The organism is Microbacterium sp. NPDC055665 (assembly GCF_053618035.1).
On sequence record NZ_JBSHGY010000002.1, the window covers coordinates 547,651 to 574,648 of the forward strand.

Consider the following 26,998-nt stretch of genomic DNA (forward strand, 5'->3'; position numbering starts at 1 on the left):
CCCATGCCTTCCGAGACGATGACGCCTCCCCTCCGTGCCGCCGAGGCGGGACGGGCGCCGCGCGCGATCCACAACATGATCGCCGGCGAGCGCGTGGAGGGCGTCGCCACCTTCCAGAAGATCAGCCCGGTCGACGGCTCGATCATCGCCGAGGTGCACGAGGCCGGCACCGAGCAGGTCGACCGCGCCGTGGCCGCTGCCCGGGCGGCGTTCGACGGACCCTGGGGGCGGATGACGGTGGCCGAGCGCGCCCGTCTGCTGCGCGGGGTGGCCGATGCGATCGACCGCCGCGCCGAAGAGCTCGTCGCGGCAGAGGTCGGCGACACGGGCAAGCCCGAAGCCCTCGCCCGCGACCTCGATGTGGCGCGGGCCGCCGCCAACTTCCGCTCCTTCGCCGACACGGTCTCGTCGGCCGGACTCGACTCCTTCCTGACCGAGCTGCCGGACGGGCGTCGCGCCCTGAACTACGCGGTGCGCAAGCCGCTCGGGGTCGTCGCCGTGATCGTGCCGTGGAACCTCCCGCTGCTGCTGCTCACGTGGAAGCTCGCCCCGGCTCTCGCCACCGGCAACACGGTCGTGATCAAGCCCTCGGAGGAGACGCCGTCGTCGGCCACCCTGCTGGCCGAGATCCTCGTCGACGCCGGCGTCCCCGCCGGGGTCGTCAACGTCGTGCACGGTTTCGGTGCCGACTCCGCGGGCGAGGCGCTCACGAAGCACCCGGGCATCGACGGCGTCACCTTCACCGGAGAATCGTCCACCGGATCCGCCATCATGCGGGCGGTCTCGCCCCGCGTGCGCCCCGTCTCGTTCGAGCTCGGCGGCAAGAACGCCGCTCTCGTGTTCGCGGATGCCGACCTCGACGCCGCCGTCGCCGGTCTCGCCCGCTCCACCTACCTCAACACCGGCCAGGTGTGCCTGTGCACCGAGCGCATCTATGTGCAGCGTGCGGTCTTCGACGATGTCGCGGCCGGCCTCGCCGAGCACGCCTCCCGCCTGCGTCTGGGTCGCCCCGAGGATCCGGCCACGACCACCGGCCCCCTCATCTCGCAGGCGCACCGCGACAAGGTGCGCTCCTACTTCGACCTCGCCGTCGCCGAGGGCGCGACCGTGCTCGCCGGCGGTGGCATCCCGACCCTCGGCGACGGACTCGACGGCGGATCGTGGATCGAGCCGACCCTGTGGACGGGCCTCGACAACAGCCACCGCACCGTGCGTGAAGAGGTGTTCGGTCCGGTCGCCGCTCTCATCCCCTTCGACACCGAGGAGGAGGCGATCGCGCTGGCGAACGACACCGACTACGGCCTCGCCGCCGTCACCTGGACCACCGACCTCACCCGCGGACACCGCGTGGCGCAGCAGATGCGCACGGGTATGTCGTGGGTCAACACCTGGTATCTGCGCGACCTGCGCAGCCCCTTCGGCGGCGTCGGCCTCTCCGGCATCGGCCGCGAGGGCGGGCACCACTCGCTCGAGTTCTACACCGAGCCGACGAACGTGTGCGTGCAGCTGTGACCGGCATCCACGATTCGGATGCTGTCCGTGCGGCGGACGAGCGGCTGCGGCGCGCGGCCGAATCCGGGCGCCCGTGCACCCCGGTGCGCGACCTCCTCGGCGAGACGGATCAAGATGCCGCGTACGCGGTGCAGTCGCTCGGCATCGCCCGGCGCCTCGAAGGGGGCCGCCGGGTCGTCGGCCGCAAGATCGGCCTCACCTCGCCCGCCGTGCAGACGCAGCTCGGTGTCGACAGCCCCGACTACGGCGTGCTGCTCGACGACATGATGTTCGCCGACCGTGAGCCGATCGACCTCGCGCGCTTCCTGCAGCCACGCGCCGAGGCCGAGGTCGCCTTCGTGCTCGGCCGCGACCTCGACTCCCCCACCACCCATGTCGCCGATGTGATCCGGGCCACCGAGTTCGTGCTGCCGGCGATCGAGGTCGTCGACTGCCGCGTGGCCGGGTGGGACATCCGCATCACCGACACCATCGCCGACAACGCCTCCAGCGGAGCGGTCGTGCTCGGCACCACGCCCTGCCGCCTCGACGGGTTCGACCTGACCGCGCTCGGCATGACCCTCGACCGCGAGGGCCACCCGGTCTCGACGGGATCAGGGGCCGCGTGCCTCGGGAGCCCGGTGATCGCGGTGGCCTGGCTGGCACGCGAGGTCGCCCGACGCGGAGAACCCCTGCGCGCGGGCGAGGTCATCCTCTCCGGCGCGCTCGGCCCCATGGTCGATGCGGCCGCCGGGGTGTACCGCGCCCGACTCGACGGGCTCGGCGAGGTGCGTGCCGACTTCTTCGGTGCGGCATCCGGAACAGCATCGAGCACGTCATCGGAAGGGGCTGCGGCATGACCGTCGGCATCGCCATCATCGGCTCGGGCAACATCGGCACCGACCTGCTCATCAAGGTCAAGCGGCTCTCGACCACGCTGCATGTGGTCGCGATGGCCGGCATCGACGAGCAGTCCGACGGGCTCGCCCGTGCACGCCGGCTCGGTGTCGCCACCACTCACGAGGGCGTGGACGGACTCATCGCGATGCCCGAGTTCGCCGATGTCGAGCTGGTGTTCGACGCGACCTCGGCCGGCGCCCACGCCCGCAACGACGCGCTCGTGCGCAACGCCGGTCGAGTGATGGTCGACCTGACCCCCGCGGCCATCGGCCCCTACGTCGTGCCGGTCGTGAACCTCGAGGCGCACCTCGGTGCGACGAACGTGAACATGGTGACGTGCGGTGGCCAGGCCACGGTGCCGATGGTGGCCGCGGTGTCGCGCGTCGCCCCGGTGGCATACGCCGAGATCGTCGCGTCGATCGCCTCGAAGTCCGCCGGCCCCGGCACGCGCGCGAACATCGACGAGTTCACCGAGACGACGGCCCGCGCGTTGGAGGTGATCGGCGGCGCCGACCACGGCAAGGCGATCATCGTGCTCAACCCCGCCGACCCGCCGCTCATCATGCGCGACACTGTCTTCTGCCTGGTCGAGGGCGACCCGGACGCACTGGATCGGGAGGCCGTCAGCGCCTCGGTCGCCGATATGGTCGCCGCAGTGCAGGCCTACGTCGGCGGCTACCGACTCAAGCAGCAGGTGCAGTTCGATGCGGTCGACGAGGCCTACGTGCCCGCGCTCGACCGGCCGTTCCGCGGCACGCGCGTGAGCGTGCTGCTGGAGGTGGCCGGCGCCGGGCACTATCTTCCGGAGTACGCGGGCAATCTCGACATCATGACCTCGGCCGCCCTGCGCACGGCCGAGCGACTCGTCGCCGAACGGACAGGGGTTCCCGCATGACCGCCTCATCTCCCCGTGTGTACGTGCAAGACGTCACCCTCCGCGACGGCATGCACGCCATCGGCCACGGCTACACGACCGAACAGGTGCGTGACATCGCCCGAGCTCTCGAAACCGCGGGGGTCGATGCCATCGAGGTCGCGCACGGCGACGGCCTCGGCGGGTCCAGCGTCGCCTACGGCCAGGGCGCGCACACAGACTGGCAGTGGATCGAGGCGGCGGCCGAGGTGCTGGACCGCGCCGTCCTGACCACCCTGATCCTGCCCGGCATCGGCACGATCGACGACCTCGCCCGTGCCCGTGACCTCGGTGTCGCGAGCGTCCGGGTCGCGACGCACTGCACCGAGGCCGACGTCGCGATCCAGCACATCACCTGGGCGCGCGAGCACGGCATGGACGTCTCCGGCTTCCTGATGATGAGCCACCTCAACGACCCGCGGGGCCTGGCCGAACAGGCGAAGATCATGGAGGCGGCCGGCGCGCACTGCGTGTACGTCACCGACTCGGGCGGGCGCCTCACCATGCGCGACGTCGCCGACCGCGTCGACGCCTACCGCGACGTGCTCGATCCGGGCACGCAGATCGGCATCCACGCGCACGAGAACCTCTCCTTGAGCGTGGCCAACAGCGTCACGGCGGTCGAGCACGGCGTGTACCGGGTCGACGCCTCGCTCGCAGGACAGGGCGCCGGGGCGGGCAACTGCCCGATCGAGGCGTTCATCGCGGTGGCCGACCTGCTCGGCTGGGAGCACGGCTGCGACCTGTTCGCGCTGCAGGATGCGGCGGAAGAGCTCGTGCGTCCGCTGCAGCGCCGTCCCGTCCGCGTCGACCGCGAGACCCTCACGCTCGGCTACGCAGGGGTGTACTCGAGCTTCCTGCTGCACGCCGAGCGGGCGGCCGACAAGCACGGTCTCGACGCCCGCGACATCCTCGTGGAGCTCGGTCGCCGCCGGATGGTGGGCGGCCAGGAAGACATGATCGTCGACGTGGCCCTCGACCTCGTCGCCGCCCGCTCGGGGGTGACCTCATGACCGCGGATGCCGTGTTCGCCGCCGCGCTCGACACCGCGCAGCGCACCGCGAGCCCGATCAGCCAGCTCTCCTCGACCGAAGACGTCGGCCTCGACACCGCCTACGCCACGCAGCACGCTCTGATCGCCCGCCGACTCGCCCGCGGCGAGCGCATCACGGGTCTCAAGCTCGGCTTCACGAGCCAGGCGAAGGCGCAGCAGATGGGCGTGCACGACGTGATCATGGGCACCCTCACCGATGCCATGCGCCTCGACGACGGAGCGGAGTTCGACCGCCGCTCCGCCATCCACCCGCGCATCGAGCCCGAGGTCGCCTACCTTCTGGCGGCCGACATCGACGGGTCCGAGGCCGGTCGTCCGCTGGCGGACGTCGTCGCCGCGGTCGCTCCCGCGCTGGAGATCATCGACTCGCGGTACCGCGACTTCCGCTTCAGCCTCGCCGACGTCGTGGCCGACAACACCTCGGCCGCCGCGTACGTCATCGGCCCGTGGATTCCGTTGGCCCAGGCCGGTGCCCTCGACAACAGGGCCGTGCGGCTCGAGGTCGACGGCAGGGTCAGCGCAACGGGTTCCACGGCCGCCATCCTCGGCAACCCGGCCCGCGCCATCGCCGCGGCTGAACGCCTCGCCGCCCGCCACGGATTCACGCTCCGCGCCGGCACGGTGCTGCTCGCCGGCGCCGCGACCGCCGCCATCCCCCTGCCTGACCATGGCGTCGTCGAGGCGACCATCACAGGGCTCGGCCGCGTCGGCATCCGTACGCACGACGGGGCTCACAGCCTCGCGCAGGAGGGATCACAATGACCGGATCAGGCGGCATCCTCGTCGAGGGCAAGGCAACCCCGCGAGGTCGTTTCCCGCACGTCAAGGTCTCCGGCGACCTGGTCTTCGTCTCCGGAACCTCGAGCAGGCGCCCCGACAACACCATCGCCGGCGCCGAGGCCGACGAGTTCGGGGCCACCCGCCTCGATGTCGCCGTGCAGACCCGCGCGGTCATCGAGAACATCCGCGAGGTGCTGGCCGCCGCCGGCTGCACGCTCGACGACCTCGTGCAGGCGACGAGCTTCCTCGTCGACATGAACGATTTCGCTGAGTACAACGCCGTCTGGGCCGAGTACTTCGACGAGCAGGGCCCGGCCCGCACCACGGTCGCCGTGCACGCCCTGCCCCATCCGCACCTGCGCATCGAGATCCAGGCGATCGCTCGACGCCCCGAACCCGTAACCACCACCGACCACAACACCGCTGCCACTCTCGAGGAGGAGAAATGAGCACCACCACACCCGTCATCCCACCCGTGATCGATTTCCCCGCGTGGATCAAGGAGAACGAGCACCTCCTGAAGCCGCCGGTCAACAACAAGGCCGCCTGGACGCCGATGGGCGACTTCATCGTGCAGGTCGTCGGCGGCCCGAACCAGCGCACCGACTTCCACTTCGACCCGTACGAGGAGTGGTTCTACCAGTACCGCGGCAACATGCACGTGAACATCCAGACGCCCGAGGGCCTGCGGCGCATCGACATCCGCGAGGGCGAGATGTGGCTGCTGCCCGGCAACGTGTTCCACTCGCCGCAGCGCCCCGAAGAGGGTTCCATCGGCATCGTGATCGAGCGCATCCGCGAAGAGGGCACGCTCGAGAAGTTCGCCTGGTTCTGCCCGAACTGCAACGCCAAGGTGCACGAGGTCGAGCTGCAGGTGCGTGACATCGTCGAGGACCTGCCGCCGGTGTTCCGCGACTTCTACGAGAGCGAAGAGGGGCGCACCTGCCCGGAGTGCGGCGCCGTCCATCCCGGCAAGGGCTGAAGCCCCTTGGGCACGATCGACGTCCACACCCACTTCGTGCCGAGTTCCTGGCCCGACCTGTACACGCAGGTCGGGCCGGGTCTCTGGCCGACGCTCCGCGTGGACTCCGAGCGCGAGGCGATGATCATGCTCGGCGAGACCGAGTTCCGACGCATCGGCGACGACTGCTGGGATGCCGAGGTGCGCCTGGCCGACATGGATGCCGACGGCGTCGAGATGCAGGTCGTCTCCCCCACGCCCGTGTTCTTCTCCTACGACAAGTCGGGTGACGAGGCGGTCAAGGTCGCGCGCATCTTCAACGACCTGGCCCTGGAGATCTGCGCTCCCGCACCCGATCGGCTGATCCCGTTCGCGCAGGTGCCGCTGCAGGATCCGGATGCGGCGTGCGCCGAGGCCGACCGCGCCATCGCCTCCGGCCATGCGGGTGTCGAGATCGGCAACCACGTCGGCGACCGGGATCTCGACGACGAGGGCACCGTGACGTTCCTGCAGCACTGCGCCGATCGCGGCATCCCCGTCTTCGTGCATCCGTGGGATATGGCGGGCTCGCCGCGGCTCGACCGGTGGATGGCCCGCTGGCTCACCGGCATGCCCGCCGAGACGCACCTGTCGATCATCGCCCTCATCCTGGGTGGTGTCTTCGACCGCGTGCCGCCGTCGCTGCGCCTGGCGTTCGCGCACGGCGGCGGATCCTTCGCCTTCTGGCTGGGCCGGTTCGAGAACGCCTGGCTGCAGCGACCCGACCTCATCGGCGTGAGCGAGCGCCCGCCGTCGGCCTACCTCGACCGGTTCAGCGTCGACAGCGTCGTGTTCGACCCGGTCGCGCTGCGGGTGCTGGTCGAGACACTCGGCACCTCGCAGGTGATGGTCGGAAGCGACTATCCCTACCCGCTGGGCGAGCGGCCCGTCGGCAGCGTCGTCGACCGCGCCGACTTCCTCGACGAGGCGCAGAAGAGCGCCATCCGCCGGGACAACGCCCTGCGCTTCCTGGGGCGCTGACCCCGCCCGACCCCGAACGGACACTCATGAGCACCACCTCCACCCGCCCCGCCATCGACCGTGCGACCTGCGCAGCCCTCGACGAGACCGACCCGCTGGCCCCGATGCGCGACCGCTTCGTGCTGCCGGAGGGCGTCATCTACCTCGACGGCAACTCGCTCGGTGTGCTGCCGCGTCACACGGCCGCGCACCTGCAGCGCGTCATCACCGAGGAGTGGGGCACGGGGCTCATCCGCAGTTGGAACGACGCCGGGTGGTTCGCGAAGCCGCGCACGGTCGGCGACCGCATCGCGCCGCTGATCGGGGCGGATGCCGGGGAGGTCGTGCTCGGCGACTCGACCTCGGCGAGCCTGTTCCAGGCAGCGGTCGCCGCTGTCCGTCTGCGACCGGGCCGACGCGTGATCGTCGCGGAGCGCGGCAACTTCCCCACCGACCTCTACATGCTGGAGGCCGTGCAGGAGCTGCTCGGCGGCGGAACGCCCCTGGAGCGCCGCCTCATCTCGGACGACGGCCCCACCCTCGACGACGTGCTCGACGATCACGTCGCGGTCGTCGTGCTCACCCAGGTCGACTACCGCACCGGACGGATGCACGACATGGCCGAGGTCACGCGCAAGGTGCACGCCGCCGGTGCGCTGGTGGTCTGGGACCTGTGCCACAGCGCCGGTGCGGTCCCGATCGACCTGAACGGAGCGGATGCCGACTTCGCGGTCGGCTGCACCTACAAATACCTCAACGGCGGTCCCGGCTCGCCGTCGTTCATCTGGGCGGCCACCCGCCACCACGATGCCGCCCGCCCGGCGCTCACCGGCTGGCACGGCCACGTCCGCCCGTTCGACTTCACCGTGGAGTACGCCCCCGCCGCGGGCATCGAGCGCTTCCGCGTCGGCACGCCGCAGCTACTGTCGGTCGCCGGGCTCGAAGCCAGCCTCGACATCTGGGACGACGTCGACATGGAGCTCGTCCGGGAGAAGAGCCTCCGGCTGACCGAGCTCTTCATGTCCCTCGTCGACACGCGGCTGACCCCGCACTGGGGCATCGAGCCGGTCACTCCTCGGGAGTCCAGCCGCCGCGGCAGCCAGGTTTCGCTCCGCCACGAAGACGGCTACGCGGTGATGCAGGCCCTGATCGAGCGCGGGGTCATCGGCGATTTCCGGGCGCCCGACCTCATCCGCTTCGGCTTCACGCCGCTCTACACCTCGTATGCCGACGTGTGGGATGCGGTCGATGTGCTGGAGGATGTGCTGCGCACCGAGGTCTGGCGCGAACCGCGGTTCGCCCGCCGCGGCACCGTCACCTGAACACCGTCAACTGAAGTGCGGGTCAGGAGAGGTCCGTCGCCCTGTTTCACCGATAGATCGCGATTGGATGCAGCACTACTCCGGGATACCGCAACGTAATGTCGTCCATGGTGAGTTCAACACCGAGCGCAGCAGCTGGCTCAATGAAGCCCGCCAGCGCTTCGGTAATAACGTCCGTTTCCTTAGAAGTCGGGGGCGTCTCTCGGAGCACACGAATTGCCGGGATCGCCTCGCCTTCGTTGATTAGTGACTCTACTTGAGCAATAACGGTGAACTCCCCCTCTACAGATTGAGTGCCGCTGACGATATAGTCCTCGTCCAACCGCGCAGAGACTCGCGGCGCAGGAACCCCTAGAGGCTGTATAGACACCATGATGCTCTTGCCCTCGCCTCGCCCCCTCATCCAGCCCGCCATCATCCTCGCTTGCTTCTTGGTCTCGGCCAGCTGAGCGGCGGGCTGCTTGAAGATCGAATTCTGATCGGCCGCCTGGTTGGCGTAGTCAATAAACGTCAGGAACAGCTGTTGGACGGGCGAAAGGCTCACAACGGCTTTGAACCGGATCGTGTCTCCCACGGCGATCTCGTTGCGAGTACCGACGTCCCATGCGTCCAGCTCGCCGAAAGCGCTTGCTTCGGTGAGGTGGTGGCTCCAGGCCTCGAAGGCAGAAAAGTTGGTACGCGAGCGAGTAAGTTCTTCTTCAACGTTCGAAGCCTTTTTCTTCGACGCGTTGGCCTTTACTGGACCGTAACCGACCGTACCTCCGAGCCCGCCCTCCCGAGCTTCGCTGACCTTCTCGAGGATCTCATCGACTTTCCCCGCCTCGAAAGCAGACAGACTATTGATGATCGTCTCATGGTTCAAATACAGAAACTCCTTGTGAAGCTGAACCTTGGGCCGCCTGTATCCGCTCATCGCTCGAATCTAGCGCCTTTGTTTCCTCTCTGCGGAACTGACGCCTCTCGCGCAAATAGGCGCCAGCTCCACCTCTCGCGCGTTGCGCCTCAGGCGCTGTCGCCCGCAGCCTCGGTCGCCGCGGCGTCGAGCAGGGCGATGACACCGTCGCGCACGTGGTTCAGGTGCGACTCGAGCACGCGCAGCGCCTCGTCCGCGTCGCCGGCCGCGACCACGTCGATGAGTTCACTGTGCGAGTGGTCGTGCGCACCGGGCGAGACCAGGCGCCAGCCGAGCACATAGCGGCCCAGCTTCAGGCGCAGCTGCTCGATCATCTCCCACATCAGCGGGCGCGACTCGGCGTCGTAGAGCGTCGCGTAGAACTCGGTGCGCGCCTCGACGAACTCGCCGCCCTCGGAGATGTCGTCCGCCGTCTTGGCGAGCTCACGCAGGCGGTCGACCCGCTCGGGCGTGATCTCGGCCATCGCCAGGCGCAGTGCCTCTTTCTCGAGCAGTGTGCGCAGGTGGTAGACCTCCGTGGCCTCCTCGACCGAGAGCGCACGCACCATCGCACCGCGGCGGGCGTGGAAGATCACGAGCCCGTCGGCCTCGAGCTGGATCAGGGCGGAGCGGATCGGCAGCCGGGAGATGCCGATGGACTCGGCCAGCGTCTCCTGCCGCAACTTCATTCCCGGTGGCAGCGTTCCGTCGAGGATCGCATCGCGGATGATGTCGTACGCCATCGCCCCGACCGACCGGTATCCGGCTCCGTGCCGCTGCGCGAGCTTCTGCAGCGCCTCGGCCCGCTCCTTGGGCGACACCACGTTCCCTGATTGCACCATGGGCCGAGGTTATCGGATCAGCGCCCCGAACTCTGCATTCTGGATCCAAAACCACTCGGTCGTGTCCGATGTCCCGGTGTCCAGTGCCGGATGTCGGGAGTTCGCACACGTGCCGGGCGAAACTGCCGCGCCGATGCCGATCCCGTCCCGTTCCGGTGCCGGATGTCGGGAGTTCGCACACCGGTCGGGCGAAACTGCCGCGTTTCCTCCGACATCCGTGCATCCTCCCGACATCCGTACCCTCGCACCTGGCACGACACGGGGCGCACGGCGCGGCCCGCCAGAGCGAAGCGCACACACAGAACGCCCCCTGTCCCGAAGGACAGGGGGCGCACTTCGACGGGCTCAGTGGCCCATCGGGGAGTTACTTGGCGGCGACGACCTGCAGCGTGATGACTGCGGTGACGTCTTCGTGCAGACGCACGGTCGCCTCGTGGTCACCGGTCACCTTGATGGGCGACGGGATGTGCACCTTGCGCTTGTCGATCGAACCCAGGCCGGCGGCTGCGACAGCATCCGCGACGTGGTCGGTCTTGACGGAGCCGAAGAGACGACCCTCCTTGCCGGCCTTGACCGTGAGGCGCACCTTCGTGCCCTCGAGAGCGTTCTTCAGTGCGACAGCGTCGTCACGATCGTGGATCGCGCGTGCCTGACGCGCGGCCTGGATCGAAGCGACCTGCTTTTCGCCACCGCGGGTCCACGCCGTAGCGAAGCCCTGCGGGATGAGGAAGTTACGGGCGTACCCGTTCTTGACCTCGACAACGTCGCCGGCGCTACCCAGCCCGACGACCTCGTTCGTGAGAATCAGCTTTGCCATCTCGATACCCCTTACCGGCCGGCGCCAGCGTAGGGCAGGAGCGCCATTTCGCGCGCGTTCTTGATCGCCGTGGCGATCAGACGCTGCTCCTGCACCGAGACACCGGTGATACGACGGGCACGGATCTTGCCGCGCTCCGAGACGAACTTGCGAAGGGTGGCGACATCCTTGTAATCGATGACACCGACCCGGATGGACTTCGCGGGAGCGGTGGGCTTGCCACCCTTCCGCGGCTTGCGGCGGTCGCCGCTCGACTTTCCAGCCATTGTTTTTCCTTAGTGATGAGCGGCCCTTCGACAAGCTCAGGGACCCAAGTGGGGCCGAGCTCAGGGCCAGAAGTTGTTCAGAACGGGGTGTCGTCGCCGAAGCTGCCGGGAGTGCTCCAGGCATCTGCGCTCGTCGAGGAACCGGGGGTCGACCACGGCTCTTCCGACACCTGCTGCTGCGCCGGGCGAGCCTGTCCGCCGCCGCCGGCACCGCCGGTCGAGGCCGCACGGGTGACCTGCGCGGTCGCGTACCGGAGCGAGGGGCCGATCTCGTCGACCTCCAGCTCGATAGCGGTGCGCTGGTTGCCCTCGCGGTCCTGGTAGGAGCGCTGACGCAGACGGCCCTGCGCGATGACGCGCATGCCCTTCGTCAGCGAACCCGCCACGTGCTCGGCGAACTCGCGCCAGACGGATGCACGGAGGAACAGCGCATCGCCGTCCTTCCACTCATTCGCGGCACGGTCGAAGTTCCGAGGCGTCGAAGCGATGGTGAAGTTCGCCACCGGCAGCCCGTTCTGCGTGTAGCGCAGCTCGGGGTCGGCCGTGAGGTTTCCCACAACGGTGATGACGGTTTCGCCGGCCATGGACGTCAGGCCTTCGCAGCCTTGGCGGCCTTGCGAGCAGCCTTCTCTTCGGAGCGCTTGGCCTCCGAAGCGACCATCGCCTGAGCCTCTTCCGAGCGGAGGACCTTGGTGCGCATGATCTGCTCGTTCAGCTTCAGCTGACGGTCGAGCTCCTGCGTGGCCTCGCTGGTAGCGGTGAAGTTGACGACGGCGTAGATGCCTTCGTTCTTCTTCTGGATCTCGTAGGCCAGACGGCGCTTACCCCAGATGTCGACCTTGTCAATCGAGCCACCATCGTTGGTGATGACCTTCAGGAACTTGTCGAGCGTAGGTGCGACCTGGCGCTCGTCGATCTCGGGAGTCAGAATGACCATGAGTTCGTACTGGTGCGTCACTTACCCACCTCCTTCGGACTAGAACGGCTCTCGGGACTTTCCCGGGAGCAGGAGGGTGTGTGCACGTGCCCGCCCCAGGAATCCCGAATGGACGCCGGAAGGCAGACAACCTCGACAGTCTAGCGGACATTCCTCCGTGTCGCCCGCACGGGTCGGAGCTCACCCTTGGCATGCTGGAGGGCGTGCCTGTGACAGTCGCCGGCACTCGACCAGAGGGGGGACGCCATGCGCGTCAACAAATGGGGGGTCGGCGTGATTCTCGCCGCCGCCGTGCTGCTCACCGGATGCTCGGCGGGCGGGTCCGACAAGCCGGCCGAATCGAAGCCCAGCAGCGGCGCTTCGCAGGAGGCCGAGGCGCAGGCCGCGGACTGCCCTGAGCTCAAGGACGGCGCCACCGTCGACGGCAAGGCACTGAGCACCTGCATCTCCGACGCCATGTCGGGCACGGCGGGCTACGCAGCGAAGACCAACGTCATGGGCATCGAGTCGACGGCCAAGTTCAACCCGTCCGAGAAGGCCCTCGAGTCGACCTCTCCGGCCGGTTCGCTGATCGCCATCGGCGACGACGTCTGGGTGAAGTCGGCGACGAGCGAGTGGCAGCCCGCCGATCCGAAGTCGAGCGACCCGGTCATCGCCGCGCTGAGCGCCGCCGCCTCCGACATCTCGTCGCTCGACCCGACGACGGCAGCCGAGGCCATGACCGGCGAATTCACGGTGACCGGCACCGGCGAGCGCCTGGGTGAAGAGGTCTACCTCGTCTCCGGCACGATCGAGCAGCAGGGCACCGCGGTCGACGTCGTCTTCGAGGTCACCGCGGACTACGTCAACCTCGCAATGACCAGCACCGCCTCGGTCGAGGGCCAGTCCGTCGAGATCTCGATGGAGATCACCGAGTGGGACGTGAAGCAGGACATCGTCGCACCGCTCTGATCCAGAGCGGATGCTGCGGGCCGGGGCTGCTGCCTCGGCCCGCAGTGCGTTCGGTCATCCCGCTGGACTCCGGGTCACACGGAATGAACTGGACTCCGGGTCACACGGAATGAAGGAGATCACGCGTTATGAAGGAGCCCCTGCCCGATCCGGTCCTTCAAGTCGGGATATCTCCTTCGAGTCTCGCGCTCAGTACATGACCGGCGGGATCTCGGCCCATACGGTGCGGTCGTCGACCGAGGGCGCGGCGGGGATGCGGCCGGCGCCGTCGGGCTCCGGGATCGCGGCCAGCAGGGCCTGGGTGTACGGATGCTGCGGCGCGGCCCAGAGCTGATCCGTCGGGCCGGACTCGAGCACACGGCCGCCGAACATCACGAACGTGCGGTCGGCGATGCGGCGGACCACGGCGAGGTCATGCGAGATGAAGAGCATCCCCGCTCCCGACTCCGCCACCAGGTCGCGCATGAGCCCCGCGACGCTGGTCTGGGTGGAGGCGTCGAGTGCCGAGATCGGCTCGTCCGCGACGAGGAGCGATGGCCGCGCGGCCAGTGCCCTGGCGATCGCGATGCGCTGCTTCTGCCCACCCGAGAACTGGTGCGGGAAGCGGGTGCTGACCGTCGTCGGCAGCCCCACGCGCTCGAGCCACTCGTCGACGGTCGAGCCCTCGGCGCCGCGCGCACGGGCGGTCGCGATGCCATCGGCGATCTGGTCGCCCACGCGGCGGCGGGGGTTCAGCGAGGTCGCCGGATCCTGGAACACCATCTGGATGCCGGTCATCGCGGTCGGCCGACGACGGATGCCGAGCGGCGCCACGGGCTCATCGCGGAAGAGCACCGTTCCCCCGGCGATCTTCTCGATGCCGACGACGGCGCGGGCGAGGCTGGACTTGCCACTGCCCGACTCCCCGACGAGCGCGACCGTCTCACCGGCGGCGACGCTGATGGACACGCCGTTCACGGCGATCACGGGCGGGTTGCCGGGGTAGCGCACGACCACGTCCTGCGCGTCGAGGACTCGGACCTCACTCATCTGCGGCCTGCCCTTCCGGTGCCTCATCGATGCGCGAACCCGGCAGGGCCGCGAGCAGCATCCGCGTGTAGTCGTGCTGCGGGTCGAGGAACAGCGTCTCGCGATCGGCGAGCTCGACCACGCGTCCGTCCTTCATGACGGCCACCCTGTCGGCGATCGCGCTCATCACACCCAGGTCGTGCGTGACGAGGAGCACGGCGAGGTTCCGCTCCACCGCGAGGTCGCGCAGCAGTTTCAGGATGCCGGCCTGCACCGTGACGTCGAGCGCCGTGGTCGGCTCATCGGCCAGCAGCACCTCGGGGTCGCACGCGAGGGCGCACGCGATCGCGATGCGCTGCCGCTGCCCGCCCGAGAACTGGTGCGGATAGCGCTTCAGCGCCTCGGCGGGGTTCGGGACCTGCACGGTCTCGAGCAGTTCGATCGCCCGCTCGCGAGCAGCGGCGCCCTTGAGCCCGAGGTGCACGCGCATGTGGTCGGTGAGCTGGCGGCCGACCGGCAGCTGCGGGTGCAGCGACGCCGAGGGATCCTGGAACACCATCGCGATGCGCTTGCCGCGCACGCGGTTGAGGGAGCGGCGCTTCAGGCCGACGAGCTCTTCGCCGCCGAGCAGGATCGATCCGCCGGTCTTCGCCTGGCGGGGCAGCAGCCCCAGCACGGCGAGCGAGGTCAGCGTCTTCCCCGATCCGGATTCGCCGGCGAGACCGTGGATGCGACCCGCCTCGAGTTCGAGCGAGACGCCCTTCACGAGCGGGCGACCGATGTCGATGGTCAGATCGCGGATGCTGAGCACGGAGGATCCCTGCACGGAGGTCATGCCGCCACCCCCGTCGCCGAGGCCTTGTGTTCCGCGGCCTTCTCGTGCGTGATCTCGGCCGTCGGGTCAAGCACGTCGCGCATCGCGTCGCCGAGGAAGTTGAACGCCAGCACCACGGTCAGGATCGCGAGACCCGGGAAGACCCCGAGCCACCAGGCGTCGAAGTTCTGCATCGCACCCGAGATCATCGAGCCCCACTCGGCGGTCGGCGGCTGTGCACCGAGACCGAGGAACGACAGGCCGGAGAGCAGCAGGATCGCCGCACCGATGTCGAGCGTCGCGAGCACCAGGACGGGGCCTGCGATGTTCGGGAGGATGTCGACGAACAGCGTGCGAGCGGGCGAGTGGCCGAGCAGTCGTCCGGCGATCACGTAGTTCTGCCCGCGCAGACCCAGCACGATGCTGCGAGTGACGCGCGAGTACTGCGGCCACGACACCACGATCGCCGCGATCACCGCGTTGAACAGCGACGGCCCGAGGGACGCCGCGACCACCATCGCGAGGATCACGGTCGGGAAGGCCATGAACAGGTCGGTGATGCGCATCAGGGTCTCGTCGACCCAACCGCCGAAGTACCCGGCGACGGCGCCGATGACCGTGCCGATGATCATGGCGGCGACCACGAGCATGAGCGCGAGCGGGAGGCTCACGGTCGCACCCGTCATCAGGCGGGAGAAGATGTCGCGGCCGTTGCCGTCGGTGCCGAGCAGCGTGTCGATGCCGGGCGCTTGCAGGCGGGGCAGCACCTGGGCGTTCGGCGGATACGGCACCCACCACTGCGCGGTGAAGGCCACGATCACCCAGGCGCCCGCGATGACGGTGCCGATGATGCCGAGCGGGGTGCGCCAGGCGCGGGGCCAGCGGAAGCGGAAGCGGCCGGCCGGCGTGGCTGCGGCGATGCGGCTCATGCGATCCTCACTCTCGGGTCGAGCACGCCGTAGAGGATGTCGACGATGAAGTTGATGAGGAGGTAGATCATGCCGACCACGAGACCGACGCCCATGATGCCGGGCAGGTCGAGGTTGGCGGCGGAGTTGTAGGCGTAGGTTCCGAGCCCTGGCCAGGCGAACACCGACTCGACGAGCACCGTTCCGGAGAGCAGGGCCCCGAAAGCGACGCCCACCACGGTGAGGATCGGCAGCGAGGCTCCGCGGAGCACGTAGTCGAGGATCACGCGCATGGCGGGAAGCCCCTTGGCGCGGGCGGCGCGCACGTAGTCGCTGCCGAGCACCTCGAGCACCGACGTGCGGATGAAGCGGGTGAGCAGCCCGATCGTCACGAGCGAGAGCACCATGACCGGCAGCGCGAGGTGCGCGAGGGCGTCGAAGAAACCGACGGCATCGCCGTTCAGGAGGTAGTCGACCGTGTAGAGGCCGGTCACGCGCGGCGGCGGCGTGATCGAGGGCGAGATGCGCCCGGATCCCGGGGCGATGCGCAGCTCGAGGAAGAAGACGTAGAAGCTGACGAGCGCCAGCCAGAAGGTCGGCACGCTCAGCCCGACGAGGGTGACGACGCGGATGACCTGGTCGGTGACGAGGCCACGACGGTAGGCGGCGAGGGTGCCGAGCACGATGCTGACCGCGAGGCTGACGATGATCGCGCTGATCGCGATCTCGATGGTCGCGGGCACCGCGGTGGCGAGGTCGCTGGAGACCGGGCGTCCGGTCACCAGCGACGTGCCGAGGTCCCCGCGCAGCAGGTTCCCCATATAGATGAAGTACTGCACGAACAGTGGCTGATCGAGGCCGTTCGCCTTGATGAACGCCTCGCGCGTCGCCGGGTTCTGCGAGGCGCCCTCACCGAGCGCCGCCGAGACCGGGTCTCCCGGCACCAGGTTGGTGAGCGCGAACGTCACGATCGTCACACCCACCAGCAGGAGCAGGGAGGTGCCCGCCCGCCTCAGCAGGTATCCGACCAGAGGCGATCGGCGCCGCTGCGCCTGCCTCTGCACCGCCACTGTCGTCATGGGATGTCCGTTCAGCCGGCGGGCGTGATCTCGGCGATGTCCATCTCCCAGACGGAGTTGTACACCGCACCGCTCACGCTGTCGGCCGACGAGATGTTGCGACCCGGGACGATCAGCGGGACGAACGGACCCTCGGCCTGCATCGCCTCCGCGAACTCGGTGAACGCGGCCGTGCGCTGCTCGGGGTCGGTCGCTGCCGCGGCACCGGCGGCGATTCCGGCGATCTCGGGGTTGGCCTCGGCGGCCCAGCCGGAGCGGAGTCCGACCTTGAGGCCGGGACCGAACGGGAGGAAGTTCGCCGAGTCCGCGTAGTCCGGACCCCAGAACCACAGGCCGAAGCCCTCGGTGCCGTTGACGTAGGCGTCGAGCTCGGTCGCGAAGGGCGCGGGGGCGAGTTCGACCGCGATGCCGGCATCCTCCAGCTGTGCCTGCACGCGCTCGGCGAGCGGGGTGAACTCCACGCCGCCGACCGGGTAGTCGTTCGGGAACTGCAGCTTCAGGGTCTGACCCGTGTAGCCGGCCTCTTCGAGCGCAGCCTTGGACTTGTCGAGATCCTGCTCGACGCCGGTCTCGAGAGCACCCTCGAATCCGGGCGGGATGACGCCCGTCGCCTGCACGGAGCCGGCACCGGCGAGCTCGAGCAGCGCGTCGTAGTCGAGCGCGTAGCGGATCGCCTCGGCGATCTTGACGTTCGCCAGCTCACCCGCGACGGCCTCGGACTGGTTCAGCAGCAGGAAGATCGTCTGCCCGGAGGGGACCGAGTCGACCGTGACGTCGTCGCCGAGACCCGCGACCTGGTCTCCGTTGAGGTCCATCGCGACCATCGAGTCGCCACCCTTGAGGTTGGCGAGCTGGGTGGCGCTCTCCGAGACGTTGCGGACGACGACGCGCTTGTAGTCGGACTCCTCGTCGCCGTTGTACTCGTCGTTCTTCGTCAGCACGACCTGCGAGCTGAGGTCGAGCGTGTCGAGCACGAACGGGCCGGATCCGGCGGACTCGCCGTCGAGGAACTTCTGCGCCGAGTCGGTGCCGTCGGTCGTGCCGCCGTTCTCGATCACGACGTCGGAGTTGACGATGCCGAGCGCGGGGTTCGCGAGGATCGCCGGCAGCTGCAGCAGCGGGGTCTCCGACGTGAACTGGATCGTCTTGTCGTCGACCTCGGTGATGGTGAGGCCGCCGAGCAGGAAGTTCGGCTTGGCGTCGGCCATGCCCTGGATGCGCTGCAGCGAGAAGACGACGTCCTTCGCCTCGATCGGCGAACCGTCGGAGAAGACGCGGTCGCCCTCGAGCGTGAAGGTGAACTCGGTCGCCTCGTCGTTCTGCTCCCACGAGGCGAGTCCAGGGACCGGGGTGGAGACGTCGGAGCCTTCGAAGTCGACGAGCGTCTCGTACAGCGCCTTCGCGATCATGTTGCCGGTCGGGTCGTAGGTGTGACCCGGGTCGGTCGTCTCGATCGAGAATGCGGTGTCGATGACGAGCGAGTCGGAGGCGGAGGAGTCGCCGCCGTTTCCGGCCGAGTTCCCTCCCGAGCATCCGGCGAGCGCGAAGATCGCGACCGCTCCGAGCGCGATGACCGGCGTGATACGGCGTGACGACATGAGGACCTCCAGGGGCGAGGAGTACATTCGGGTGAGTCGCCACCGATGTGGACGACCGGGGATCAGATTCGCATCATATGCGACGATGTGTCCAGCGAGTGTGGGTGGTCTCGACACGCTCTGTCCAGAACGTCGGTCGTGAGGAGCAATATGTCCAGCAAGGATGCGGATCAGTCGAAGCATTCTGGACGAAGTGCCGCCCCATTGGACGAGACGGCATACAGAATCCTCGATGTGCTGCGTGATAACGGTCGCGTCTCGATCGCCGCCCTCGCCGACAAGGTCGGCATCTCCCGCGCGAGCGCGTACACGCGGGTCGAGTCGCTGGTGCACGATGGGGTCATCACGGGCTTCAGCGCCCGGGTCGATCAGGCCAAGGCCGGGCTCTCGATCGGCGCGCTCGTGTTCGTCACGGTGATGCCGCAGGCCTGGGCCTCGTTCCGCGAACGCGTGCTCGAGATGCCCGACGTCGAGTGGTGCGCCATCACCACCGGAGAGCACGACGCGATGCTGCTCATCCGCGCGGTCGACGTGAGCGGCGTGCACGAGTTCTCCACCGGCGTGATCGCGCAGCTGCCGGAGGTGCGCACCGTGGTCAGCGTCGTCGTGCTCGACGAGGTCATCCGGCGGCCGTACCTGCTGCCCGCCGATCTGCCCGAGCGCAGCACCGAGATCCCGCTCGGGATGACGCGCTGGACGCCGGCCACCGCCGGCCGGGACGCCCTGCCCCCGCGCTGAGTCCCGCTCCCGCTCCCCGCTCCCGCTCCTCGCCGCCAGCTCCCCGCCGAAGGGTCAGGAAACGCCGCATCCCCACGCCGTGATACGGCGTGTCTTGACCCCTCAGCGCACGGGACCGACTGCTCGGCGCACGGGGGGGGTGCGGGGTCAGGCGGCCGCGATCTCCTCGCACACGCTCAGCTGCGGAAGTCCGTGCATCTCGTAGTGCTCGACCAGGCGGATGCCGCCGTCGTCGGTGAGTTCGAGCTCGCTCTCGCCGTCGCCGGTCACGACCGTGCCGTCGGCCTTGAGCACATGCACGAACGACACCCAGATCGTGTCGCCGGTGCGGGTGCCGACGAACTTGCCGAAGGTGACCGTGTCGCCCTCGTATCCGCCCCAGATCGCGCCGTCGCGCTCGAAATACTCGAAGATGCTCGGCGATTCGGGGTCGACCGCGGAGGTCGTGGACGACACCATCCGGAAGCGGCGGCCGTCGAGGGAGGGGAGGGTTGCTGTCGCAGTCACATCCTCGATTATGCGGGATGCCGTCATCCGGCGGTCGCCCCGCGCCCGCGCCATTCGTCTTCGAGGAGCGCGTAGACCAGTAGAGTCGCCCACTCGCCCTTGAACCACTCGCTCTCGACGAACCGCGCCTCGCGCCGGAAGCCGAGTCGTTCGACGACGCGTGCCGATGCGGTGTTGCGCTCGTCGATCCGCGCGGCGATCCGGTGCAGCCCGAGCCCCTCGAAGCCGAGCGCGAGGAGGGCCTGCACGGCCTCGGTGGCGTAGCCGCGTCCGGCGACGCGGGGGTCGAAGATGTAGCCCACCTCGCCCGCACGGTCCTTCTCGCTGCGCCAGAACAGCACGACGTCGCCGACGAGCGTGCCTGTTGCGCGCTCTTCGACGGCGAGACTCACCGCGTCACCCTCGTTGTCGAAGCGCGTGTTCGACCACGTCGTGGCGATGCGCCGCTCGATGTCCGTCTGCTCCAGCGGGCCATAGGGCACGTAGCGGACGGAATCCGGGTCGGACTTGTACGCGTGCATCGCGGCGGCGTCGCCGGGAGCGATCGGGCGCAGGATCAGGCGTTCGGTACGGATCGGATATTCCGGGGCGAAAGCACCCGGGGACGGCTCGGCTGTCGGGGACACGGCTTTCACCCTACGGCCGCGCGACCGGCTCAGCGGGCGACCGCCCCGGTAGCGTGGTCGCATGGAGTGGATGTCTGATCCCTCGGCGGGGGCCTGGGTACGCGAGCGACTCGATACGAGCCTCGACACGATGCACTCGGTGGTCCCCCGGGGCTTCCCCGCCTATGCGCGCATCCTGCATCCGGCGATCGTGCGGTCACTGCCCGACCGCGCGGTGCCGACCTCGGAGGAGTGGGATCGGCTGCCCGAGGCGGAGCAGCATGCACGTCTCGCGCAGTTCGTCGACGAGCCCGCCACCTGGGCGCAGACGGCCGCCGCCTTCGACACGATCCTGCACCCGCTCGCACAGTGGCACCGGATCGTGCGGACGCCGGCGGATGACGATTGGCGCACGCGGATCGCTCCGGACGGACGGGAGTTCTCGGCCCCGCTGGAGGGCGAGCTCGCGCCCGAGCACCTGGCCGCGATCGCCGCGCACCTCGTCGACCACACCCAGACCCCGGATGCCGGCTTCGCCGCGCTCTGGGAGGGCCGCGGCGATCTGTTCGGCTTCTACGGCATCACCCCGTCCGGCGGTTCTCTGACCTTCACGGACGACCCGAACCACCAGGCGATGATCGATCGCAGCACGCACGATCCGTTCAACAACGTCTTCCGCAAGCCCACCTGGCAGGAGGGCATCCTGTCGCGCGAGATCTCCGAGGGGCCGCGCCTTCGCCTCCCGATGCGCGACCACGTGCTGTTCTCGGCGCCGCCGCGCGCCTTCGCCGACCCCGAGTGGGACCGGAAGGTTCCGTGGCGCGACCGCGCCGCCGAGGAGCGCGGGTTCCCGCGGCCGCCCCAGAGCCCGAGCCTCCTGTGGCCGGAGGATCATGCCTGGGTGCTGGTGAGCGAGGTCGACTTCGACTCGACGATCGTGGCCGGCTCCCCCGCGCTGGTCGACGCGATCTGCGCGGATGAGCGGCTCGAGGCCTTCGCGATCCCGGAGGGCGCCGACCTCACATGGGATGCGGACACGGTGAACCGGTGACTTCACCCCAAACGAGGTTCGACGCGCGGCCGCTCATCGATCCGGTCGACGCGGCCGCCGTGCGGGCCTTCGCCGCGGAGCTGCGTTCGCGGCCGTCGTCGCGCATGTCGGCATCCACCGTCATCGGCATCGTCGCCGTCGCGATCGCCGCCGTGGTGTTGATCCCGATCATGGTCACGGTGATCGTGAGCATCGCCTGCCTCGGCGGTAGCCCCTCGGCCATGGCGATCCCGCTGGTGCTGATCGTCCTGCTGCTGGCGGCGGTCGGCGTGATGATCTGGATGGGCGTGCGCAACGCGCAGACCACGCGGTATCGGCTGCACCGCTTCGCGCAGGCGAACGGCATGTCGTACGAGCCGAGGGTGGCCGACCCTCCCCTGCCCGGCATGATCTTCAGTCTCGGCCGTTCGCGTCAGTCGACCGACCTGATCCGGGGCACGACGCCGCGCTTCGTGGAGTTCGGCAACTACCAGTACACGGTGCAGTCGGGGAAGAACTCGACCACCTACCGCTGGGGATACGTGGCCGTGAAGCTCGACGTGCCGCTGCCGAACATCGTGCTCGACGCCAAGGGGAACAACGGCTTCGGCTCGAACCTGCCCGCCTCGTTCCACAAGGAGCAGCGGCTGTCGCTCGAGGGCGACTTCGATCAGCACTTCACGCTTTACTGCCCGTCCAGCTACGAACGCGATGCGCTCTACCTGTTCACGCCCGACATCATGGCGCGGTTCATCGACAACGCGGCACAACTCGATGTCGAGATCGTCGACGACTGGCTGTTCCTGTACACGCAGCGCAAGGTGTCGACGCTCGATCCCGCGACCTGGGCGTGGCTGTTCGGCACGGTCGGCGCGCTGTTGACGAAGTTCGATCAGTGGGCGCGGTGGCGCGACGAGCGCCTGATCGCCGAGAACCCGGAGGCACCGGCATCCAGCACGGTGACGAACCAGGCGCTGCCGTTCGCTCCGCCGGCAGGCCTGCTCACGCCGCCGCCGGGAGTCGCACCGCAGGGGCGACGACTGAAGCGCGGGGGAACGTGGGTGCCGCTGATCGTCGTGATCGCGTTCGTCGCGTTCTGGTTCCTGAGCCGCATGAACTGAGGCGCAGCGACTGAGGCGGAGTCCGAGTGTGGGGGTGGGTGTCGGCTGGGGACCGAACTCCCACCCCATCCCCCCTCGGGATCGAAAGAAGATCGACTCTCCCTCCGCATGGCGGCTGAGCCGCCCCGCCCGCGTTCAGCTGGGGACTGACACTGCTGGGCGTATAAGGGAATGGTATACCGGATGGGGTTGCAACGCGTTGCATCCATGCATCGGAATGCGCTTTCTGCCGCGGAGTCAGCCCCGGGATCCCCCGCGCACGCCGGCCCAGCGACCGGTGAGTTCGTCGAGGCAACCGTCGAGCGCTCGCCACGCATCGGCGTCGCGCATGGCCGCTCCGATCCGCTCGGCGTTCCCCCGATACGAGGGGTCGGACCGGACGCGGTCCACCGCGCGCGCGACCTGCGCCGGCGTCGCGGTGCTGGTGCGCAGATTCACCCCGGCCCCCGACCACCCCACACGCGCGCAGACCTCGACCTTGTCCTCGGTCTGCCCGGCGACCACGAGCGGGACCCCGTGCGCGAGCGCCTGTTGAACGCCGCCGTAACCGCCGTTCGTGATCAGCACATCGACGAGGGGCAGCAGCCGGTCGTACGGGAGGTACTCGGCGACGCGCACGTTGTCGGGCAGCGTCCCGGCGAGCGCCTCGACCGGGCGGCCCCCCGTCGACACCACGACCAGGGCATCGGTTGCGGCGAGCGCGGCAATGGTCGGCTGCACGAGCTGACCGAAGTCGGAGTTGGCGATGGTCCCCTGGGTGACGTGCACGATCGGTCGCGAACCGTCGAGGTCGGACCACCACTCCGGCAGGACGGGGTCGGACGGCGACGGAGGCAGCGGGCCCGCGAAGTGCACGGTGGCGGGAAGGTCGGCGCGCGGATACTCGAACTCGGGCACCGTGAACTGCACGTAAGCGTCGGCGCGGCCGGCCCAGTCGAGCACGAAGCCGCCGAGGTCGCGGCCGACCTCGCGCCGCGCCATCGCGTCGGCCTCCTTCTGCACGCCACCGAAGATCGCACGCTCGGCGACCGTGCGCAGGGCGGCGTTGCGCAGTCGACCGAGCGGGCCGGGCATCGGGGTGACCCCGAGCCCGAACGGCGCCGTGTCCGCGCTGCGCGCCCCGAGCGGGAAGATGCCGAGCACCACGACGGGCGGTCTCTCGTCTGCGGGCAGCAGCTGCAGGAGCGCGCCGCCGACGAAGAGCGGCTCGGTGAGGACGGCATCGACGGGACGGGCGTCGAGTTCGGCGCGGACCGCGGCGAGCTGCGCCGCACCGGGGCGGACGAAGAGGTTGGTCATGTCGAAGCGCAGAGCGGCCGGGCCGGTGAGCCCGCGGCGCTCGGGGAAGGCGCCGTCGGCGTCGTCGAGGTCGACATCGGCGTCGTCGGGCAGCGGGAGGAAGCGGGCGCCGGCGGCCTGCACGCGTTCGGCATAGCGGCTGCTCGTGAGGAAGCTCACGTCGTGGCCGCGGGAGAGGAGATGGCGAGCGATCTGCAGCAGTGGCACGACGTGGCCGTGCGCGGGTGTGCAGGTGATGAGGTAACTGGACATGACGGGTTCTTTCCCTAAGATCGAATGTACCGTCGTAGTATTCATCACCTCGTTAGGAAAGTCAATGGTTGAGGCCGCTCCCCGTGCCTATCGATCGGAACTGCGCGCCCGCCAGGCGCAGGAGACCCGCGCACGCATCGTCGCCGCATCCGCACGCCTGTTCGCGACGCAGGGATACCAGGCCACCACGATCGCCGCGATCGGACGCGAGGCGGGAGTGTCCGCCGAGACCGTGAAGACGACTGCCGCGAAGGCCGAGCTGCTGATCGCCGCCTTCGAGGTCACGTTCTCGGGCTCGGAGGGCGCGGACTCGCTCACCGACACCGAGGTCGCGGCAGGACTCCTCGAGCTGCCCGACGAGGTCTTCCTCGACCTGGTGCTGACCCAGATCACCACCGCGAACGCGCGAGGTCACGGGCTGTGGACGGTGCTGTTGGGCGCCGCGCTGTCCGACCCCGTCGTCGACGCCGCCCTGCACCGCATCCTGGAGCGTCGCGGCGCCGACTACCGCGCGCTCGTCTCGGAACTTCGGCGGCGCGGCATCGCCGCCCCCGGCATCGACGAGGCGGCGACGGCCGACGCCCTGTCGTTCCTGCTCTCGCCCGAGAGCTACCAGCAGCTCGTCGCGCAATCCGGGTGGACGGCCGACCGTTACGCCGCGTGGCTGCGCGCGGCGGTCGATGCCGAGATCACAGGCTGAGCGACGACTTGCAGCTCAGCGGGCTGACCAGCCGCCGTCCATCGTGTAACCGGCTCCGGTGACCATCCCCGCGGTGTCGCCGGCGAGCCACAGCGCGAGAGACGCCACCTCTTCCGGCTCGACCAGCCGCTTGATGGCCGCCTCGGTGAGCATCACGTTCTCGAGCACCTCGCTCTCGGGGATGCCGTGGAGCCGCGCCTGATCGGCGATCTGCTTCTCGACGAGTGGTGTGCGCACATAGCCGGGGTCGATGCAGTTGCTCGTCACTCCCCGCGATCCGCCCTCCAGCGCTGTCACTTTGGACAGCCCCTCGAGCCCGTGCTTCGCCGCGACGTAGGCCGACTTGTAGGCGGAGGCGCGCAGCCCGTGCACGCTCGACACGTTGATCACACGGCCGAAACCGCGTTCGTACATCGCGGGCAACGCGGCCCGGATCAGCAGGAACGGCGCCTCGAGCATGAGTCGCAGGATGAACGAGAACCGCTCCGGGTCGAAGTCCTCGATCGGGCTCACATGCTGGACGCCCGCGTTGTTGACGAGGATGTCGACGTCGAGGCGCATCTCGGACAGCGCCCCGACGTCGGCCAGGTCGACATGCCACGCCGTTCCGTCGATCTCCGCGGCGAGCGCTTCCGCCGCCTCGCGATCGATGTCGGCGACCGTGACGTGGGCGCCCGCCGTCGCGAATTCACGGGCACAGGCCGCGCCGATCCCGCTCGCTCCCCCGGTGACTAGCGCCCGGCGGCCTCGTAGATCCGTCATGTCGTGCTCCTCTGGTCGTTCAGGCAGTCGCGAAGCGCGCGGCATCCGCATCGTCGATCGCCTGCAGCGAGACGCCCTTGGTCTCGCGCAACGAAAGCACTGCGACCGCGGTCACCACGCAGGCGATGACGATGTAGATGGCGATGGGCAGCCACGAGCCGAAGTCGCGCAGCCACTGGATCGCGAGGATCGGCGCGAGCGAGCCGGCGAGGATCGCCGTGACCTGTGAGCCCAGCGAGACACCGGAGTACCGCATCCGCGTGGGGAAGAGCTCGGCCATCACGGCCGGCTGCGGCGCGTACATGAAGGCGTGGAAGCAGAGCCCGATCGTCACGGCGAGCACAATCAGCACCGGGTTGAGGGTGTCGAACATCGGGAAGGCGAAGAAGGCCCACGTGGCGCTGAGCACAGCCCCGGTCAGGTAGACCGGCTTGCGCCCCCAGCGGTCGGCGAGACGACCCAGCTGCGGGATGATCGCGAAGTGCACGACGTGCGCGATGAGCAGCGCGAGCAGCAGCTGGCTGGTGTCGTACTCGTGCACGGTCTTGAGGTACACGATCGTGAAGCTCACCACGATGTAGTAGACGATGTTCTCGGCGAAGCGGATGCCCATCGCCTGCACGATGCCCTTCGGATACCGGCGCAGCACCTCGACGACCCCGTAGGAGATGGCCTTCTCGGCCTCCACGTGCGCCTTGGCCTCGAGGAAGATCGGTGCCTCCTCGACGTTGCGGCGGATGTAGTAGCCGACCAGGACGATCACGGCCGAGAGCCAGAAGGCGATGCGCCAACCCCATTCGAGGAAGGCCGCCGAACTCATGGCCCACGAGCTCACGAGCAGCACGAGCGTCGCGAGCAGGTTGCCCACGGGAACGGCGGCCTGCGGCCAACTCGACCAGAACGAGCGCGAACGGTCCGGGCTCTGCTCGGCGACCAGCAGCACGGCACCGCCCCACTCGCCGCCGACCGCGAAGCCCTGGATGAACCGCAGGGCCACGAGCAGCGCCGGCGCCCAGTAGCCGATGCTCTGGAACCCGGGGAGGCAGCCCATCAGGAACGTCGCGGCGCCGACGATGATGATCGTGGCCTGCAGCGTGGGCTTGCGGCCGAACCGGTCGCCGATCTGGCCGAAGACGATGCCACCGAGCGGCCGGGCGACGAATCCGACCGCGTAGGTCACGAAGGCCGCGATGATGCCGTCGAGCGGCGAACCGGTCGGCGGGAAGAAGTAGGTGCCGAACACCAGGCTCGCGGCCGTGGCGTAGAGGAAGAACTCGTACCACTCGACGACCGTGCCGGCCATGGAGGCGGCGACGACGCGCTTGAGCTTCGACGTCGAGGTGGGCGCGAGGGGGGCTGCGCTGGTTGAGGATGCCATGTCTCTCCTTCGGGTGTCGACGGTGACACCACGGTCCAGTGTTGGGCATCGCCCGCATCGCATCAACGCCCAGT

The 26,998-nt window shown here is 69.0% G+C and carries 30 protein-coding genes; 14 read left to right on the forward strand and 16 right to left on the reverse strand.

What is annotated here, in order from left to right; all coding sequences use genetic code 11:
• Nucleotides 1–3: 3 nt before the first annotated feature.
• From ACWGO6_RS08340 to kynU, 9 genes are read left to right on the forward strand one after another with little or no spacing between them, the layout of a single operon-like run.
• Nucleotides 4–1,512, forward strand: a complete 1,509-nt coding sequence (locus ACWGO6_RS08340; protein ID WP_240745105.1) for a 2-hydroxymuconic semialdehyde dehydrogenase — start codon at nucleotides 4–6, stop codon at nucleotides 1,510–1,512.
• Nucleotides 1,509–2,351 carry a 2-keto-4-pentenoate hydratase gene (locus ACWGO6_RS08345; protein ID WP_205820343.1) on the forward strand — a complete coding sequence of 281 codons (843 nt, stop codon included), beginning with the start codon at nucleotides 1,509–1,511 and terminating at the stop codon, nucleotides 2,349–2,351. The genes ACWGO6_RS08340 and ACWGO6_RS08345 overlap by 4 nt, the downstream gene beginning before the upstream one ends.
• Complete coding sequence (locus ACWGO6_RS08350) at nucleotides 2,348–3,286, forward strand: acetaldehyde dehydrogenase (acetylating) (RefSeq protein WP_136042494.1); 939 nt, start codon at nucleotides 2,348–2,350, stop codon at nucleotides 3,284–3,286. Before ACWGO6_RS08345 ends, ACWGO6_RS08350 begins: the two co-directional genes overlap by 4 nt.
• A complete protein-coding gene (dmpG, locus tag ACWGO6_RS08355) occupies nucleotides 3,283–4,317 on the forward strand; it encodes a 4-hydroxy-2-oxovalerate aldolase (protein WP_136042495.1) in 1,035 nt (344 codons plus the stop codon). Before ACWGO6_RS08350 ends, dmpG begins: the two co-directional genes overlap by 4 nt.
• Nucleotides 4,314–5,120, forward strand: coding sequence for a 2-keto-4-pentenoate hydratase (locus ACWGO6_RS08360; protein ID WP_136042496.1), 807 nt, complete (start codon nucleotides 4,314–4,316; stop codon nucleotides 5,118–5,120). The genes dmpG and ACWGO6_RS08360 overlap by 4 nt, the downstream gene beginning before the upstream one ends.
• Entirely contained in the window at nucleotides 5,117–5,587 is a 471-nt protein-coding gene (locus ACWGO6_RS08365) for a RidA family protein (RefSeq protein WP_136042497.1), read from the forward strand. Before ACWGO6_RS08360 ends, ACWGO6_RS08365 begins: the two co-directional genes overlap by 4 nt.
• A complete protein-coding gene (locus ACWGO6_RS08370; RefSeq protein WP_136042498.1) occupies nucleotides 5,584–6,120 on the forward strand; it encodes a 3-hydroxyanthranilate 3,4-dioxygenase in 537 nt (178 codons plus the stop codon). The genes ACWGO6_RS08365 and ACWGO6_RS08370 overlap by 4 nt, the downstream gene beginning before the upstream one ends.
• Nucleotides 6,121–6,126: 6 nt before the next feature.
• Complete coding sequence (locus ACWGO6_RS08375) at nucleotides 6,127–7,119, forward strand: amidohydrolase family protein (RefSeq protein ID WP_136042499.1); 993 nt, start codon at nucleotides 6,127–6,129, stop codon at nucleotides 7,117–7,119.
• 26 nt (nucleotides 7,120–7,145) lie between these two features.
• Nucleotides 7,146–8,420 carry a kynureninase gene (gene kynU / locus ACWGO6_RS08380; RefSeq protein WP_136042500.1) on the forward strand — a complete coding sequence of 425 codons (1,275 nt, stop codon included), beginning with the start codon at nucleotides 7,146–7,148 and terminating at the stop codon, nucleotides 8,418–8,420.
• A 46-nt stretch (nucleotides 8,421–8,466) separates the two neighbouring features.
• Here kynU and ACWGO6_RS08385 read toward each other — a convergent pair whose 3' ends face one another.
• The 6 genes from ACWGO6_RS08385 to rpsF form a co-directional block, all read right to left on the reverse strand.
• Nucleotides 8,467–9,333 (reverse strand): DUF6414 family protein, encoded by an 867-nt coding sequence (locus ACWGO6_RS08385; protein WP_452326433.1) that lies wholly within the window; start codon nucleotides 9,331–9,333, stop codon nucleotides 8,467–8,469.
• Nucleotides 9,334–9,422: 89 nt separating this feature from the next.
• Nucleotides 9,423–10,154: a GntR family transcriptional regulator gene (locus ACWGO6_RS08390; RefSeq protein ID WP_136042502.1), complete on the reverse strand. Its 732-nt coding sequence runs from the start codon at nucleotides 10,152–10,154 to the stop codon at nucleotides 9,423–9,425.
• Between the two features lie 364 nt (nucleotides 10,155–10,518).
• Complete coding sequence (gene rplI, locus ACWGO6_RS08395; protein ID WP_136042503.1) at nucleotides 10,519–10,971, reverse strand: 50S ribosomal protein L9; 453 nt, start codon at nucleotides 10,969–10,971, stop codon at nucleotides 10,519–10,521.
• An 11-nt stretch (nucleotides 10,972–10,982) separates the two neighbouring features.
• The gene (gene rpsR, locus ACWGO6_RS08400) at nucleotides 10,983–11,237 is read right to left on the reverse strand and encodes a 30S ribosomal protein S18 (protein WP_017829850.1); all 255 of its coding nucleotides are present in this window, start codon (nucleotides 11,235–11,237) and stop codon (nucleotides 10,983–10,985) included.
• 77 nt (nucleotides 11,238–11,314) lie between these two features.
• A complete protein-coding gene (locus tag ACWGO6_RS08405; RefSeq protein ID WP_136042504.1) occupies nucleotides 11,315–11,821 on the reverse strand; it encodes a single-stranded DNA-binding protein in 507 nt (168 codons plus the stop codon).
• A gap of 5 nt (nucleotides 11,822–11,826) precedes the next feature.
• Complete coding sequence (gene rpsF / locus ACWGO6_RS08410) at nucleotides 11,827–12,195, reverse strand: 30S ribosomal protein S6 (protein ID WP_029264265.1); 369 nt, start codon at nucleotides 12,193–12,195, stop codon at nucleotides 11,827–11,829.
• A 225-nt stretch (nucleotides 12,196–12,420) separates the two neighbouring features.
• Here rpsF and ACWGO6_RS08415 point away from each other — a divergent pair, with 225 nt between their 5' ends.
• Nucleotides 12,421–13,125 (forward strand): hypothetical protein, encoded by a 705-nt coding sequence (locus tag ACWGO6_RS08415; protein WP_452326434.1) that lies wholly within the window; start codon nucleotides 12,421–12,423, stop codon nucleotides 13,123–13,125.
• 189 nt (nucleotides 13,126–13,314) lie between these two features.
• Here the strand turns inward: ACWGO6_RS08415 and ACWGO6_RS08420 are convergent, their stop codons facing one another.
• Genes ACWGO6_RS08420 through ACWGO6_RS08440 form a run of 5 tightly spaced genes read right to left on the reverse strand, consistent with a single transcriptional unit; the run spans nucleotide 13,315 to nucleotide 18,532 of the window.
• Nucleotides 13,315–14,154: an ABC transporter ATP-binding protein gene (locus ACWGO6_RS08420; protein ID WP_136042507.1), complete on the reverse strand. Its 840-nt coding sequence runs from the start codon at nucleotides 14,152–14,154 to the stop codon at nucleotides 13,315–13,317.
• The gene (locus ACWGO6_RS08425; RefSeq protein WP_136042508.1) at nucleotides 14,147–14,968 is read right to left on the reverse strand and encodes an ABC transporter ATP-binding protein; all 822 of its coding nucleotides are present in this window, start codon (nucleotides 14,966–14,968) and stop codon (nucleotides 14,147–14,149) included. Before ACWGO6_RS08425 ends, ACWGO6_RS08420 begins: the two co-directional genes overlap by 8 nt.
• Nucleotides 14,965–15,876 (reverse strand): ABC transporter permease, encoded by a 912-nt coding sequence (locus tag ACWGO6_RS08430; RefSeq protein ID WP_136042509.1) that lies wholly within the window; start codon nucleotides 15,874–15,876, stop codon nucleotides 14,965–14,967. The genes ACWGO6_RS08425 and ACWGO6_RS08430 overlap by 4 nt, the downstream gene beginning before the upstream one ends.
• A complete protein-coding gene (locus ACWGO6_RS08435) occupies nucleotides 15,873–16,934 on the reverse strand; it encodes an ABC transporter permease (RefSeq protein WP_452326435.1) in 1,062 nt (353 codons plus the stop codon). The genes ACWGO6_RS08430 and ACWGO6_RS08435 overlap by 4 nt, the downstream gene beginning before the upstream one ends.
• Nucleotides 16,935–16,945: 11 nt before the next feature.
• On the reverse strand, nucleotides 16,946–18,532 hold the full coding sequence (locus ACWGO6_RS08440; protein ID WP_452326436.1) for an ABC transporter substrate-binding protein: 1,587 nt from the start codon (nucleotides 18,530–18,532) through the stop codon (nucleotides 16,946–16,948).
• A 150-nt stretch (nucleotides 18,533–18,682) separates the two neighbouring features.
• Between ACWGO6_RS08440 and ACWGO6_RS08445 the strand changes: the two genes are divergently transcribed.
• Nucleotides 18,683–19,270, forward strand: coding sequence for an Lrp/AsnC family transcriptional regulator (locus ACWGO6_RS08445; protein ID WP_237682566.1), 588 nt, complete (start codon nucleotides 18,683–18,685; stop codon nucleotides 19,268–19,270).
• A 147-nt stretch (nucleotides 19,271–19,417) separates the two neighbouring features.
• Here ACWGO6_RS08445 and ACWGO6_RS08450 read toward each other — a convergent pair whose 3' ends face one another.
• Nucleotides 19,418–19,777: a hypothetical protein gene (locus ACWGO6_RS08450; RefSeq protein ID WP_240745106.1), complete on the reverse strand. Its 360-nt coding sequence runs from the start codon at nucleotides 19,775–19,777 to the stop codon at nucleotides 19,418–19,420.
• Between the two features lie 23 nt (nucleotides 19,778–19,800).
• A complete protein-coding gene (locus ACWGO6_RS08455; RefSeq protein ID WP_452326437.1) occupies nucleotides 19,801–20,403 on the reverse strand; it encodes a GNAT family N-acetyltransferase in 603 nt (200 codons plus the stop codon).
• Nucleotides 20,404–20,464: 61 nt separating this feature from the next.
• On the opposite strand from ACWGO6_RS08455, the gene ACWGO6_RS08460 reads away from it, so the two are divergent.
• Together ACWGO6_RS08460 and ACWGO6_RS08465 are read left to right on the forward strand one after the other, a co-directional pair.
• Entirely contained in the window at nucleotides 20,465–21,433 is a 969-nt protein-coding gene (locus ACWGO6_RS08460; protein ID WP_452326438.1) for a hypothetical protein, read from the forward strand.
• Nucleotides 21,430–22,533 carry a hypothetical protein gene (locus tag ACWGO6_RS08465; RefSeq protein WP_452326439.1) on the forward strand — a complete coding sequence of 368 codons (1,104 nt, stop codon included), beginning with the start codon at nucleotides 21,430–21,432 and terminating at the stop codon, nucleotides 22,531–22,533. Before ACWGO6_RS08460 ends, ACWGO6_RS08465 begins: the two co-directional genes overlap by 4 nt.
• Nucleotides 22,534–22,770: 237 nt before the next feature.
• Here the strand turns inward: ACWGO6_RS08465 and ACWGO6_RS08470 are convergent, their stop codons facing one another.
• Nucleotides 22,771–24,084 carry a glycosyltransferase gene (locus tag ACWGO6_RS08470; protein ID WP_452326440.1) on the reverse strand — a complete coding sequence of 438 codons (1,314 nt, stop codon included), beginning with the start codon at nucleotides 24,082–24,084 and terminating at the stop codon, nucleotides 22,771–22,773.
• A 64-nt stretch (nucleotides 24,085–24,148) separates the two neighbouring features.
• Here ACWGO6_RS08470 and ACWGO6_RS08475 point away from each other — a divergent pair, with 64 nt between their 5' ends.
• A complete protein-coding gene (locus ACWGO6_RS08475) occupies nucleotides 24,149–24,784 on the forward strand; it encodes a TetR/AcrR family transcriptional regulator (RefSeq protein WP_452326441.1) in 636 nt (211 codons plus the stop codon).
• A 15-nt stretch (nucleotides 24,785–24,799) separates the two neighbouring features.
• On the opposite strand, the gene ACWGO6_RS08480 is transcribed toward ACWGO6_RS08475, so the two are convergent.
• Both ACWGO6_RS08480 and ACWGO6_RS08485 read right to left on the reverse strand, forming a co-directional pair.
• A complete protein-coding gene (locus ACWGO6_RS08480; protein WP_452326442.1) occupies nucleotides 24,800–25,546 on the reverse strand; it encodes a 3-hydroxybutyrate dehydrogenase in 747 nt (248 codons plus the stop codon).
• Between the two features lie 19 nt (nucleotides 25,547–25,565).
• A complete protein-coding gene (locus tag ACWGO6_RS08485; protein WP_452326443.1) occupies nucleotides 25,566–26,924 on the reverse strand; it encodes an MFS transporter in 1,359 nt (452 codons plus the stop codon).
• Nucleotides 26,925–26,998 lie beyond the last annotated feature (74 nt).